General features: G+C 62.5%; 10 protein-coding genes. 4 read left to right on the forward strand and 6 right to left on the reverse strand.

Annotation, left to right across the window (positions count from 1 at the left end; translation table 11 throughout):
- Positions 1-395 precede the first annotated feature (395 nt).
- Positions 396-1,199 (forward strand): transglutaminase-like cysteine peptidase, encoded by an 804-nt coding sequence (locus CQ13_RS01060; protein ID WP_057841168.1) that lies wholly within the window; start codon positions 396-398, stop codon positions 1,197-1,199.
- Positions 1,200-1,552: 353 nt separating this feature from the next.
- The gene (locus CQ13_RS01065) at positions 1,553-3,628 is read left to right on the forward strand and encodes a PQQ-dependent dehydrogenase, methanol/ethanol family (RefSeq protein ID WP_430649645.1); all 2,076 of its coding nucleotides are present in this window, start codon (positions 1,553-1,555) and stop codon (positions 3,626-3,628) included.
- A gap of 120 nt (positions 3,629-3,748) precedes the next feature.
- Here the strand turns inward: CQ13_RS01065 and CQ13_RS01070 are convergent, their stop codons facing one another.
- The 6 genes from CQ13_RS01070 to CQ13_RS01095 all read right to left on the reverse strand — a co-directional run bounded on the left by CQ13_RS01070 (position 3,749) and on the right by CQ13_RS01095 (position 10,584).
- The gene (locus CQ13_RS01070) at positions 3,749-4,948 is read right to left on the reverse strand and encodes an ABC transporter substrate-binding protein (protein ID WP_057841169.1); all 1,200 of its coding nucleotides are present in this window, start codon (positions 4,946-4,948) and stop codon (positions 3,749-3,751) included.
- A gap of 91 nt (positions 4,949-5,039) precedes the next feature.
- Complete coding sequence (locus CQ13_RS01075) at positions 5,040-6,878, reverse strand: AMP-dependent synthetase/ligase (protein WP_057841170.1); 1,839 nt, start codon at positions 6,876-6,878, stop codon at positions 5,040-5,042.
- A 134-nt stretch (positions 6,879-7,012) separates the two neighbouring features.
- Complete coding sequence (locus tag CQ13_RS01080; protein WP_057841171.1) at positions 7,013-7,792, reverse strand: ABC transporter ATP-binding protein; 780 nt, start codon at positions 7,790-7,792, stop codon at positions 7,013-7,015.
- 10 nt (positions 7,793-7,802) lie between these two features.
- Positions 7,803-8,561, reverse strand: a complete 759-nt coding sequence (locus tag CQ13_RS01085; protein ID WP_057841172.1) for an ABC transporter ATP-binding protein — start codon at positions 8,559-8,561, stop codon at positions 7,803-7,805.
- On the reverse strand, positions 8,558-9,709 hold the full coding sequence (locus tag CQ13_RS01090) for a branched-chain amino acid ABC transporter permease (RefSeq protein ID WP_057841173.1): 1,152 nt from the start codon (positions 9,707-9,709) through the stop codon (positions 8,558-8,560). The genes CQ13_RS01085 and CQ13_RS01090 overlap by 4 nt, the downstream gene beginning before the upstream one ends.
- Positions 9,709-10,584, reverse strand: coding sequence for a branched-chain amino acid ABC transporter permease (locus tag CQ13_RS01095; RefSeq protein ID WP_028351790.1), 876 nt, complete (start codon positions 10,582-10,584; stop codon positions 9,709-9,711). Before CQ13_RS01095 ends, CQ13_RS01090 begins: the two co-directional genes overlap by 1 nt.
- 288 nt (positions 10,585-10,872) lie before the next feature.
- Between CQ13_RS01095 and CQ13_RS01100 the strand changes: the two genes are divergently transcribed.
- Both CQ13_RS01100 and CQ13_RS01105 read left to right on the forward strand, forming a co-directional pair.
- On the forward strand, positions 10,873-11,625 hold the full coding sequence (locus CQ13_RS01100; protein WP_057841408.1) for an ABC transporter ATP-binding protein: 753 nt from the start codon (positions 10,873-10,875) through the stop codon (positions 11,623-11,625).
- On the forward strand, positions 11,622-13,145 hold the full coding sequence (locus tag CQ13_RS01105) for a hypothetical protein (protein WP_057841174.1): 1,524 nt from the start codon (positions 11,622-11,624) through the stop codon (positions 13,143-13,145). The genes CQ13_RS01100 and CQ13_RS01105 overlap by 4 nt, the downstream gene beginning before the upstream one ends.
- Position 13,146: the final 1 nt, after the last annotated feature.

Consider the following 13,146-nt stretch of genomic DNA (forward strand, 5'->3'; position numbering starts at 1 on the left):
AGCGACGGCCGCCCGAAGGGCTGACCGTTTCGCCGATCCACAAGGAGCCGCCATCGCTTCAAGGGATCCGGGACAGGTTGCAACCGTCCACCGAGCGATTCCGCCGGTAAGGTTAATTCGGGTGACCTGTGACCCTTCCGCAACCGTAAACTTTTGCGCCGTGTCCGCGTCCTGTCTCGGATGGCCGAGCGGCCCTGATGAGCGCTGATCTGAGTGGATCGATAAAATCCTCTGCAAACCGGCAAGGCCGCGTTCACGCTCCTTCGCAAACTTCCGATAGGCCTCCCCTCGTTTTAAACGGATCAAAAGCGCCGTTGCCCATCCTGCCCGTTCTGAAATGATCCGGGTTCGAGCAGGCAGAGCAGGCCCGCCGATGCCCGGACAAGGGGTGTCAGATGGGATTGGCAGTCTATGCACGCGCATGGCGTGCGGGCATCGTCGCGTGCGGCCTGGCCTGGTTCGGGCCAGTCGACCTGCGCGCCGAGACGGGCGAGCCATCCGCGCCGGTGGAGATGATCCAGCGGTCGGCCGAGCCGTTCGGGCTTGTCGCATCTGCCCTCTCCAGCGGCGGACTGCACGACAAATGGATCGGCGTGCAGCGCCGGCTCGACGACGAAATGGTGCAGCTTGCGCTCTGCGAAGGCGACCGTGACGGCTGCGTGTCTCCGGCCGCGTTGAAATTCCTCGACATTGTCGACGCCGCGCGCTTGCGCGAAGGCCGCACGCGGCTCGGCGAAATCAACCGCGCCGTCAATCTCGCCGTCCGGCCGATGAGCGATCTCGCTCAGCACGGCCAGATCGACGTCTGGACGCCGCCGCTCGCAACGCTCGCGCGCGGCGGCGGCGACTGCGAGGATTATGCGATTGCGAAATTCATAGCCTTGCGCCGCGCCGGCCTCGCGTCCGACGACCTCAGGATCGTGGTACTGCACGATACCATCCACGGCGAGGACCATGCTGTGGTTGCCGCACGGCTGGAGGGGCGCTGGCTGACGCTAGATAACCGCCGCATGGCGATGGTCGAGGACGTCGACGTCAGAAACTTTCGGCCGACATTCGCGATCAGTCAGCACGGCGTGATGCGATATGCCAATACTCCGCTGCTCGCCGACGCCTCGGGCAGTACGCTTGCGGCTCCGCTTGTCTTGAGCTCTCTGGCCGCTCCGCCGACCGGTCATTCGAACGTGCCGACTGAATGACGGCACGCAATTGTTGCGCGGCGACGGCAGGCAACAATCTGCTTTCCTTACCTGATCTTCCCTGCCTCACGGCCAATGGTGCGCTGCAGCCGGCATGCCAGCTTGCATTCGTTCGGTGAAAACGCTCGCTCAAAACATGCGAGACAAATGTTCTATTTCTCGTTTCGCGCATCGCGTTGATTGACGCGATCCTTCTCACCGGCATAGCATTCCACCAGATCCGCTAGAGATCACTGGGAGGGAATAAGATGACATGCTTGCCGCGCGTTGATTCCGCTTGCCTTTTATTTCCTGAAATTGCCGTTACTTCCTATCGGCCAGCGCGCCTTGCGCAGGCCGTGATCGCAATCGGGCTGAGCCTGACGCTGGGCTGCAGCACAGCCCTTGCGCAGACACCCGCCAAGGGATCGCCCGAGCACATCAAGGCGGTTACTTCGGCGGTCGACGGCGCATCGATCAAGGCCAACACCGCGACCTCGAGCGACTGGCCGACCATCGGCCTCGACTATGCCGAGACGCGCTTTTCCAAGCTCAACCAGATCAACGCCGACAACGTGAAGAAGCTCGGACTGGTGTGGAGCTATCCGCTGGAATCCTCCCGCGGCGTCGAGGCGACGCCGGTCGTTGTCGACGGCGTCATGTATCAGACCGCGTCCTGGAGCGTGGTGCACGCCATCGATGCCCGCACCGGCAAGCGGCTCTGGACGTACGATCCGAAGGTTGATCGCACAAAGGGCTACAAAGGCTGCTGCGACGTGGTCAATCGCGGCGTCGCGCTCTGGAAAGGCAAGGTGTTCGTCGGCGTCTATGACGGGCGGCTGATCGCGCTCGATGCCGTCACTGGCAAAGTGGTCTGGGAAAAGGACACGCTGATCGACAAGGAGCATTCCTACACCATCACCGGCGCGCCGCGTGTGTTCAACGGCAAGGTCGTGATCGGCAATGGCGGCGCGGAATATGGCGCCCGCGGCTACGTCACCGCTTACGACGCCGAAACCGGCAATCAGGCATGGCGCTGGTTCACGGTGCCGGGCGATCCGTCAAAACCGTTCGAGGATGAATCAATGGCGGCTGCCGCCAAGACCTGGGATCCCGCCGGCAAATACTGGATCAACGGCGGCGGCGGAACGGCGTGGGATACCATCACCTTCGATCCAGACCTCAACCTCGTCTATATCGGTACCGGCAACGGCTCACCGTGGAATCGGGATGTGCGCAGCCCGTCCGGCGGCGACAACCTCTATCTGGCCTCGCTGGTCGCGCTGAACGCCGACACCGGAAAATACGTCTGGCACTACCAGGAGACGCCCGGCGATCACTGGGACTACACCTCCACCCAGCCGATGATCCTCGCCGATCTCACCATCGATGGCACGCCGCGCAAGGTGATCCTGCACGCGCCGAAGAATGGCTTCTTCTTCGTCGTCGACCGCACCAACGGCAAGTTCATTTCGGCCAAGAACTTCGTCGATGTGAACTGGGCGACCGGCTACGACGCCAACGGCCGGCCGATCGAGGTGAAGGAGGCGCGCGGGAGGGAACAGTATGACAGTATCCCGGGCCCGTACGGCGCCCATAACTGGCATCCGATGTCGTTCAACCCGCAGACCGGCCTCGTCTATCTGCCGGCGCAGAACATTCCGGTGAATCTCACGCCGGAAAAGGCGGTCAAGCACAACGCACAAGAGCCCGGCAAATTCGCTTCCGCGGCGGGCTGGAACGTTGGCTTCATGCTCAACGCGACGCCGCCGAAGAGCGCGCCGTTCGGCCGCCTGCTCGCCTGGGATCCGGTGAAGCAGAAGGAAGCCTGGCGCGCGGAATATGTCGCGCCGTGGAACGGCGGCACGCTCACCACCGCGGGCAACCTCGTTTTCCAGGGCACTGCGGACGGCCGCTTCATCGCCTACAACGCCACGACGGGCGAAAAGCTCTGGGAGACGCCGGTCGGTACCGGCGTGGTCGCGGCCGCCTCGACCTATCTGGTCGACGGCAAGCAGTATGTCTCGATCGCGGTCGGCTGGGGCGGCGTGTTCGGAATTGCCGCCCGCGCCACCGAGTTGCAGAGCCCGGGTACCGTCTACACGTTCGCGCTCGACGGCAAGGCGCCACCGCCGGCCTTCGTGAAGTACCAGACCGAAGGCCTGCTCGCCGGCGTCAAGTACGACCCGAAGGACGTTCCCGAAGGCACTGCGCTTTACGTCACCGCCTGCGCGCAGTGTCATGGCGTGCCCGGCGTCGACAAGGGCGGCAATGTCAGGAACCTTGGCTACGTTTCCAAGGAGACCATCGAGAACCTGAAGAACTTCGTGTTCAAGGGCCCGTTCCACGATCAGGGCATGCCCGACTTCACCGGCAAGCTGACCGAAGCCGACGTGGTGAAGATCCAGGCCTTCATCCAGGGCACCGCGGACGCGATAAGGCCGAAGTGACGAAGTGATCCCGGGATGGTGAGCAAGCACCAGACCTCAGATGCGCAAATAGAGAGGGCTGCGCGAGATGATCGCGCAGCCCTCTGTCGTTGAAGCCCTGTCGTTAGAGCGAAGCGCCCCTCAGAACATCAGGCCTTCCTTGATCAGCACCCAGCGGCCGTTCTTGATCTGCTGGACCTGGGTGATCGTGGTGGCGAGATGATCAGTCTTGGAGAACTTGGTCGGCGGCGAATTGAAGATGTCACGGAACTGCTCGCCTGACTCCAGTGCGTCGAGCATCTTCTGCCCGCTCAGATCCTTGCCCGCCTTGTTGGCATAGAAGGCAAAGGTCTGGACGGCGTTGTAGCCGATGATCGCCTGGGTGTTGGCGTCGGTGCCAAACATCTTCTTATAGTTGGTCAGCCACTCCTTGACCTTGCCCTTGGCGGTGTCCTCGTACGGGATTTCGAAGCCGGAGGCTGCATAGAGACCTTCGACCGCTTCCTTGCCGAGGGCCGGCACTTCAAGCACGTTGACAGGCGTGGCGCCGAGGAAGGTCACGTCCCATCCGAGCTTCTTGGCTTCACCCATCGCGCCGATGGTCTCGCGGATGACGGTGCCGAGCACGACCATATCGCAGCCGTCCGATTTCATCTTGGCGATCTGCGCGCTGAAGTCGGAAGCGCCGCGCTTGTAGCTCGTGACAGTAGCCGGCTCCAGCTTCATCGCCTTGACCTGCTGCGTGAAGCCGTCAAGCACGTTCTTCCCGTACTCGTCGTCCTGATGCAGGATGCAGGGCTTCTTGAAACCCTTGGTCTCCAGCATGTACTTGACGGCGGCGCGGGTGCTCTCGACGTAAGGCAGCAGGTTGTTGAACTTCAACCTTTCCTGCGGCTTCGCCGGATCGAACTTGAAGGTGAATTCGGCCGCCGTCAGGGGGAAGAGCTGCATGACACCGGCGTCGAACAGGATGTCCTGCGCGGCGAGCACGGTGGGGGAGCCCATCGGACCGACCATGGCGAACACCTTGTCGCGCTCGACCATCTTTTGCGACGCCAGCACGGCGCGTTTCGGATCGTAGCCGCTGTCTTCAATGACCAGCTTGATCTTGCGGCCGTGGATGCCGCCTGCGGCGTTGATCTCCTCTACGGCCATCTTCATGCCGTTGGATACCGGCACGCCCCAGAACTTGATCGGACCGGACAGGTCCTGATGGGTACCGATCACGATCTCATTGGCCGAGATCCCTTGATCGGTAACCTTGGTTTGGGCTGCGGCCGGCAATTGGGTCAGCGCAAGGGCGCTCACCGCAAGGCCCAGCACCTTGAACGATTTCGACATTGCAGTCTCCTCTTCCTTGGCCCGTGTTGCGCGAAGGGTGGGGCCTTCTCAGTCCTTCGCCGTTTTCAAATATTTTGTTCCAAATGGGCGCCTATGCCACCGCCCGTTCGCGATACATGGCGTCGATCTCGGCGGCGTAGCGCTTGTTCACGAAGCTGCGCTTCAGCTTCATGGTCGGCGTCAGCTCCTCGTCCTCGGGGGTCAACTGACGCTCGATGAGGTAGAACTTCTTGATGGTTTCGACGCGCGCGAAGTTGGCATTGACCGCCTCGATTTCACGCTGGATCAGGTCCTGGATCTCCTGCGCACGGCACAGGCTGGCATAATTGGTGAACGGAATATCGTGGTCCTGCGCGTATTTCTCGACATTCTCCTGGTCAATCATCACGAGGCAGGTCAAATACGGCCGCTTGTCGCCGATCACCACGGCGTCCGAAACGTAAGGCGAGAATTTCAACTGGTTCTCGATCTCCGACGGCGTGATGTTCTTGCCGCCCGAGGTGATGATGATGTCCTTCATCCGGTCAGTGATCTTGACGAAGCCTTCATTATCGATCGAGCCGACATCGCCGGTGTGCAGCCATCCCTTGGCGTCGATGGTCTCGGCGGTCTTCTCCGGCTGGTTCAGATAGCCCATGAACAGGAAATCGCCGCGGATCAGGATTTCGCCCTGGGGCGAGATCGCAACCTCGCCCCACGGCGCGGCCTTGCCGACCGAGCCGAGCTTGATGCGATCGGGCGGCATGATGGTCGCGACGCCGCAATTCTCGGTCTGGCCGTAGACTTCGCGCATGTCGAGACCGAGCGCGAGATACCAGCGGATCAGGTCCGGCGCGATCGGGGCCGCGCCGGTAAAGGCCAGCCGGCACCGATCGAGCCCGAGCATGCGGCGGATGTTGCGGAACACCAGCCAATAGGCGGCGCGGTTGGCCAGCCGCAAGGACAGTGGCGGCGTATCGCCCTGCAGCTTGTACTCGGTCATCCGATTGCCGATGGCGAGCGCGTTGCGGTACATCCAGTTCTGGAACTTGGTCGCATCCTTCAGCGCGATCGTGATTCCGGAATAGAACTTTTCCCAGATCCTCGGCACCGCGAGGAAGGCGGTCGGCTGCACCTCGCGCAGATTATCCGGCACGGTCTCCGGGCTCTCGGCGAAATTCATCACCGATCCCAGCGCCAGCGAGACGTAATAGCCGCCGATCCGCTCGGCGACGTGGCAGAGCGGCAGAAACACCAGCCGTTCCTCGTTGTCGGTCGACGGAAACAGGTCGTTGGCGTGGCGCATCTGGTGCGTCACGCTGCGGTTGGAATGCATGGCGCCCTTGGGCGGGCCGGTGGTGCCCGAGGTGTAGACCAGGATGGCGAGATCGCCTGCGCTGCGGCTTTCGATCATCTCGTCCCACAGCCCCTCGTTGCCCTGCGCGTGGTTGCGACCGAGCGCCATGAATTCGGCCAGCGACAACACCATCGGGTCGCTGAAGCCGGTCAGGCCTTCCATGTCGAACACGACGATCTTCTGCAGCGTCGGGCAACGCGAACGGCAGGCGAGTATCTTGTCGAGCTGCTCCTCGTCCTCGGCGAAGATCACCTTGCTCGAAGAATCGTTGATCAAATATTCAACCTGCGACGAGGAGTCGGTCGGGTAGATGCCGGATGAAACGCCGCCGGCGCAGAGGATGCCCAGGTCGGCATAGACCCATTCCGGCACGGCGTTGGCGATGATCGAGGCGACGTCCCCGGGCCGGAACCCGCTGGCATGCAGACCATAGGCCACGTCCTTGGATATCTGCAGCCATTCGCGCCAACTGGTCGGCTGCCAGATGCCGAACTTCTTTTCGCGGATCGCCGGCCGGTCGCCGCGTGTTTCCACGGACAGCAAGAAGCTCTTCGCGATCGTGTCGGCGACCGTCAGCACTGCCGGTCTGGCCATGCGCATCTCCTCCCTCTGTCGCCTGCCTCCGGTGCCGGTGTCAAACCGGTCTTGGTTTTCGAAGCAGGCTCGAATTTAGCTCTAACTCGTTCTTAACGCCATGCTTTTGACTGCGACGGTTAACGCCAGATCTTCTAACGCCACGTCTTCTTCTTCTTCCAGCGCCGTTCGCCGCGGGCGCCCTCTTCCTTGGCGCCGAGATAGAATTCCTGGATATCCTTTGAATTCATCAGCCGCTCGCAGGTGTCGTTCATCACGACCCGACCAATTTCCAGCACGTAGCCGTAATGCGCGGTCTCCAGCGCCACCTTGGCATTCTGCTCGACCAGCAGGATCGACATGCCCTGCTCCTCGTTGACGCGCTTGATGATGGTGAATATCTCTTTCACCAGGATCGGCGACAGGCCGAGCGAGGGCTCGTCCAAAAGTAGCAGGGTCGGCCGGTTCACCAGCGCCCGCCCGATCGCCAGCATCTGCTGCTCGCCGCCGGAAAGTTGCCCGGCTGGCTGGTTGATGCGTTCCTTCAGCCGCGGGAAATAGCCGTAGACGCGGTCGAGATCGTCGGCGACGCCGGCCCGATCCTTGCGCGGATAGGCGCCCATCATCAGATTTTCGCGTACAGAGAGGAACGGAAACACCTCGCGCCCCTCCGGCACGTGGCTCAAGCCCAGCCGGACGATCTTGTCGGCTTCCATGCGCTGGATCGGCTTGCCCAGAAACTCGATAGAGCCCTTCTGCGGATCGAGAATGCCGGAGATGGTCTTGAGCACCGTGGTCTTGCCGGCGCCGTTGGCGCCGAGCAAGGTAACGATGCGGCCGCGCGGCACTTCCAGGCTGATGCCGCGGATGGCCATGATCGGCCCGTAATAGCTCTCGATATTGCTGAGCTTGAGGATGATGTCGGAAGCGCTCATGGCATCATCCTCATGCGCCGAGATAGGCGGCGACGACGTCGGGATGGCGCTGCACCTCGGACGGCGAGCCCATCGCCAGCACGCGGCCGTAGTTGAGCGCAATCACGCGGTCGGAGACGCGATTGACCAGCGTCATGTCGTGCTCGACCATCAAGACGGTGATGCCAAGCTCGGTCTTCATGTCGCGGATCCAGAACGACATGTCCTGGGTCTCCTCGACGTTGAGCCCGGAGGACGGCTCGTCCAGCAGGATCAGCTTCGGCTCGGAACACAGCGCGCGCGCCAGCTCGATCACCTTGCGGACGCCGTAAGGCAGCCCCGAGATCAGCTTGTCGCGATAGGCTTCGAGATCGAGGAACTCGATCACCTGCTCGACGCGGCGGCGATGCATCTTTTCGCCGGCGCGCACGCTCGGCAGGAACAACAATTCCTGCCAGAGCCGCGTGGTGGAGTGGCGGTGCCGGCCGACCAATAGATTGCTCAGCATGGTCGCATTCTCGAACAATTCGATGTTCTGGAAGGTGCGGGCGATGCCGAGGCCTGCGATATCGTAGGCCGGCTGATTGGTAATATCCTGGTCCTCGAAGAAGATCCTGCCAGAGGTCGGTGGATAAATCCGCGAGATCAGGTTGAAGATTGAACTCTTGCCTGCGCCGTTCGGGCCGATGATCGAGAGTATCTCGCCCTTCTCCACAGCGAAGCTGACGGAATCGACAGCCTTGAGGCCGCCGAAGTGCAGAGAGAGATTTTCGGCACGGAAATAGCTCATCGGTTCCGCTCCGATTTCACGTAGATCTTCTGGCGTTTGAAGGTAGCGCGCTTGTAGAGCGGGAAGAGTTGGAAGAAGAGTTTTATCTTCAGCCAGCGGCCGTAGAGACCGAGCGGCTCGAACAGCACGAACAGCACGATGATCACCCCGTAGATCGCGCCCTTCAAGCCATTGGCGGACGCAATAGCGGCGACATTGTCGTGAATTTTGCCCGCCGCAATGCTGTCGGCGCCAAAGGTCGCTGCGATGCCGGCGATGATGCCGGGCAGGTCGTCCTTCAGGTACGTCAGGAACGGATCGATCATGACCAGAAAGATTGCACCTAACACCGCGCCGTGCAGGCTGAAGGCGCCGCCGATCAGGATCACGATGATGAACTCGATCGAGAGCTGCAGCGTGAACATTTCTGGCGAGATGAAGGAGAGCTTGTGCGCGAACAGCACGCCGGCGAGGCCTGTGATCGCCGCGCTGATCGCAAACGACTTCACCTTGTAAAGCGACACATTGACGCCCATGCTGCGCGCCGCAGTTTCGCTGTCGCGGATCGCGACGAAGGCGCGTCCTGTCGGCGAGCGCAGCAGATTGAGCGCGCCGACGATGGTGAGGATCAGTACGGCAAGACAGAGATAGTAGAAGGCCGGGCCGTTTTGCGGCACCGCCTGCCCGAACAGGCTCAGCGTCTTGACCCGCATGCCCTCGTTGCCGTGGGTTACGCTTTCCCAACGCGCCAGCACCTCCTCGACGATGAAGCCGAAGGAAATTGTCGCGATGACGAGATAGATGCCCGTCAGCCGCAGCGCCGGGAATCCGACCAGCGCGCCGACCACGCCGGTCAACAGGCCGCCGGCCAGGAAATAGACCGGAAACGGCACGTTGAACTGCTGCAGATAGGCCGCCGTGTAAGCGCCGATCGCCAGAAATGCGGCGTGCCCGAGTGAGGCCTGCCCGGTGAAGCCGGTGAGAATCATCAGTCCCACGCCGACCGTTGCATAGATGCAGACGAACACCAGTTGGCTGACGAGGTAGCTGGAAAGCACGAACGGCGCGATCAGGAGAAACGCCAGCAGGGTACCGTAGGAGACGACGTAGCCGCTGTGCGGAAACAGTTTGATGTCGTCTTCGTAATCCGTCTTGAAGAGAAAACGCATTAGACCTTCTTCCGCATGTGAACACCGAACAGGCCTTCGGGCTTGAGCAGCAGCACCACCAGAAGGACGATGTAGGGTGCGACGTCTTTCCAGCCCTGCGGCAGGTAGAAGCCGGCCATGCTCTCGATCACGCCGATCAGCACGCCTCCGACCACGGCGCCGGGGATCGAGCCGAAGCCGCCGAGCACGGCGGCGGGAAATGCTTTCAAACCAAGCACCAGTCCGACATTGGAGTGAATGAAGGTGATCGGCGCTAGCAGCACGCCGGCTGCTGTCGCGACCGCCGCAGCGATCGCCCACACGATCGAGACCACGCGCTTGACCGGAATGCCCATGTAGTAGGCAGCGAGCATGTTCTCCGAACTGGCGCGCATCGCGGTGCCGAGCGTGGTGCGGTTGAAGAACAGATACAACAGCGCGCAGAGGATGATGGTGGCGGCGATCACCGACAGCTTGTCGTATGCGAGCACCAGCGATCCGATCCGCAGCACACCGTCGCTGAACGGTGTCTCGATCTTGAAATCGTCGGTGCCCCAGATCATGCCGACCACGGAGCGCAGGAAATATCCGAGCCCGATCGTCGCCATGATGATGGAAAACTGCGGATAACCGAGAATCGGGCGCACGACCACGCGTTCGGCCAACATGCCGAACAGGGCCATGGCAATGACGGCACCGGCGAATCCGAGCCAGTAATTGAGACCAAGCATGCCGATGAATGTGAAGGCGAAGAATCCGCCCAGCATCATCAAATCGCCCTGGGCGAAATTGACGACCTCGGTTGCCTTGTAAATGAGCACAAAACCGAGCGCGATCAGGCCATAGACGCAGCCGAGCGCGATGCCACTCACGAGCTGCTGAACGAAGTCCAGCATCATTTCCCTCCCCGATGCCGGGCGATTCTGTCGATCGCCTCTTTCGCATCTTGCGTCTACACGCTGCCCGGCATCCACGATGCCTGCAGCCGCATATGTCCCGCTGCATTGAGCCCAAAGCGCCGACCGCTGTCAACAAAGCGGTGCGAGCGGCGCCGTTAACAATTGCGGAGAAATGCCGCATCCCGGGAAGTTGCGGGGATCAGCGCGATTTGGTCCACCAGATTCACCGCGCCGAAAGTTCTTCGGTTCATGGTCCGCGGCGAACAACTGGATCGCTCCGAAATCATGAAGGCGGATGTATCGGCGCTCGAGGTGCGAGGGTTAACGAAGCGTTTTGACCGCCCGGCGGTCGATGCGCTCGACCTCACCGTTCGCACTGGCGAGTTCTATGCCCTGCTCGGCCCCAACGGCGCCGGCAAGACTACGACCCTGCGCATGGTCGCCGGTCTGCTCAGGCCCGACGCCGGCTCTGTCGCGATATTGGGCATCGATGCGCTTGCCGATCCCGTCGCCGCCAAGCAGATCATGGCCTGGGTTTCCGACGAGCCCATGATCTACGACAAGCTGACGCCGCTGGAATATCTCGAATTCGTCGCCGGCCTGTGGGGCATCGATCCCGCAACTTCCGAAACTTCCGCTCACCAGCTTCTGGCGTCGCTCGGACTGGAGCCGCATCTGCACGAACGCTGCGAGGGATTTTCCAAGGGCATGCGGCAGAAGGTGGCGCTCGCCGGCGCGCTGGTTCACGATCCCCGGCTGATCATCCTGGACGAGCCGCTGACCGGGCTCGACGCGCTGTCGGCGCGGCACGTCAAGGGATTGCTGCAGGAGCGCGTCCGCTCCGGCTGCACCGTGATCATGACGACGCATATTCTCGAAGTAGCCGAGCGGATGGCCGATCGGATCGGCGTTATCGCCGCGGGACGGCTGGTGGCCGAGGGGACGCTCAGTGAGCTGCGCCAGCAGAATGGCCGCGGCGACACCAGCCTCGAAGACATGTTCATCGCGCTCGTCGACGCCGGGGCGGCAGCCGCATGAGTTCGGCCGCGGCGCTCACCTGGTATGCTCGGCACGAAATCCGGCTGGCCTGGCGCGAATGGCTGGCCATGATGACCGGCAGCCGGGGAAAACGAAAGCGTGCGATCATTGCCCTGGTCGTGTTCGCTGCCATCATGCACCTGCCGGCCTATGCGGTGATCGGCCGCTTTGCCGATTTGCAGGCGCCGTTAGGCAAGCCCGAACTGATCGTCATCACCGCGACGATCCTTCTCGCCTGGGCCTTGATGCTGTCGCAGGCGATCGAGTCCGTGACGCGGGTGTTTTACGCCCGCGCCGATCTCGACCTCCTGATGTCGTCACCGGCGAACCTCGCCAACGTGTTCTCGGTGCGGATCGCGGCGATCGCGCTATCCGTCATCGGAATGGCGCTGCTGCTGTCGACGCCCTTTGTCGACGTTCTCGTGATCGGCGGCGGCGCGCGCTGGCTCTCGGCGTTCGGCGTCGTCGTCGCCATCGGCCTTTCGGCCGCAGCGGTAGCGATCGCGATCACCGTGCTGCTGTTCAGGCTGATCGGCCCGAGCCGCACCCGCCTCGTCGCACAGATCGTGGCCGCCGTCATCGGCGCCGGCTTCGTCATCGCGCTCCAGGTCGCGGCCATCCTTTCCTATGGCACGTTGTCTCGCTTCACCGTGCTGACCTCCGATGCCGCTTCAGCCTATGCGCCTGATCTCGACAGTCCGCTGTGGTGGCCGGCGCGCGCGGCGATCGGCGACGGCATGGTGCTGTCATGGCTCATGGCCGGCGGGCTCCTGCTGCTCGGCGCGGTGATGGCGGTCTTTTCGCCGCGATTTGCCGATACCGTCGTCCGTGTCGCCGCCACCACGCGCGCTGTCTGTCGCGGGCCGCGCGCCACGGCATTTCGCGGCGGCTCGCGGCAACGGGCGCTTCGCACCAAGGAGTTCGTGCTGCTGCGGCGCGACCCATGGCTGCTGTCGCAAAGCCTGATGCAATTGCTGTATCTGGTGCCGCCGGCCCTGATGCTGTGGCGAAGCTTTTCCGAAAGCTCTGACGCGATCGTGCTGATCACGCCCGTAATCGTGATGGCGGCGGGCCAGCTTGCCGGCGGCCTCGCCTGGCTGACGATTTCAGGAGAAGATGCCGCCGACCTGGTCGCAACCGCACCGCTGCCGCCCTCGCACGTGATCCGCGCCAAGATTGAAGTGGTGCTGATCTCAATTGGCGCCATCTTCACGCCGCTGATCGCAGCCCTTGCATTTGCCTCCTTGACGCAGGCGATCGTCACCGCGCTCGGCGTCATTATCGCGACCGTCTCCGCCGCCGCGATCCAGCTCTGGTTCCGCGTGCAGGCCAAGCGCACCCAGTTCCGCCGCCGCCAGACTTCGTCGCGACTGGCGACCTTCGCGGAAGCCTTCTGCTCAATCGGCTGGGCCGCGACGTCAGTCCTCGCGGTCACCATTCCGGTTGCGGCCGTGATCAGCGGCGCGCTGACCGCGGCGATCCTGGCTGCGACGTGGAAGATCAGCCCGCGGCGGGGGTAGC

Origin of the sequence: Bradyrhizobium retamae (assembly GCF_001440415.1) — a bacterium.
GTDB lineage: Bacteria > Pseudomonadota > Alphaproteobacteria > Rhizobiales > Xanthobacteraceae > Bradyrhizobium > Bradyrhizobium retamae.

Coding starts and splice junctions, on each gene's coding strand:
- CQ13_RS01090 (WP_057841173.1), bottom strand. CDS start 9,709: ATGCGTTTTCTCTTCAAGACGGATTACGAAGACGACATCAAACTGTTT.
- CQ13_RS01060 (WP_057841168.1), top strand. CDS start 396: ATGGGATTGGCAGTCTATGCACGCGCATGGCGTGCGGGCATCGTCGCG.
- CQ13_RS01100 (WP_057841408.1), top strand. CDS start 10,873: ATGAAGGCGGATGTATCGGCGCTCGAGGTGCGAGGGTTAACGAAGCGT.
- CQ13_RS01095 (WP_028351790.1), bottom strand. CDS start 10,584: ATGCTGGACTTCGTTCAGCAGCTCGTGAGTGGCATCGCGCTCGGCTGC.
- CQ13_RS01085 (WP_057841172.1), bottom strand. CDS start 8,561: ATGAGCTATTTCCGTGCCGAAAATCTCTCTCTGCACTTCGGCGGCCTC.
- CQ13_RS01070 (WP_057841169.1), bottom strand. CDS start 4,948: ATGTCGAAATCGTTCAAGGTGCTGGGCCTTGCGGTGAGCGCCCTTGCG.
- CQ13_RS01080 (WP_057841171.1), bottom strand. CDS start 7,792: ATGAGCGCTTCCGACATCATCCTCAAGCTCAGCAATATCGAGAGCTAT.
- CQ13_RS01105 (WP_057841174.1), top strand. CDS start 11,622: ATGAGTTCGGCCGCGGCGCTCACCTGGTATGCTCGGCACGAAATCCGG.
- CQ13_RS01075 (WP_057841170.1), bottom strand. CDS start 6,878: ATGGCCAGACCGGCAGTGCTGACGGTCGCCGACACGATCGCGAAGAGC.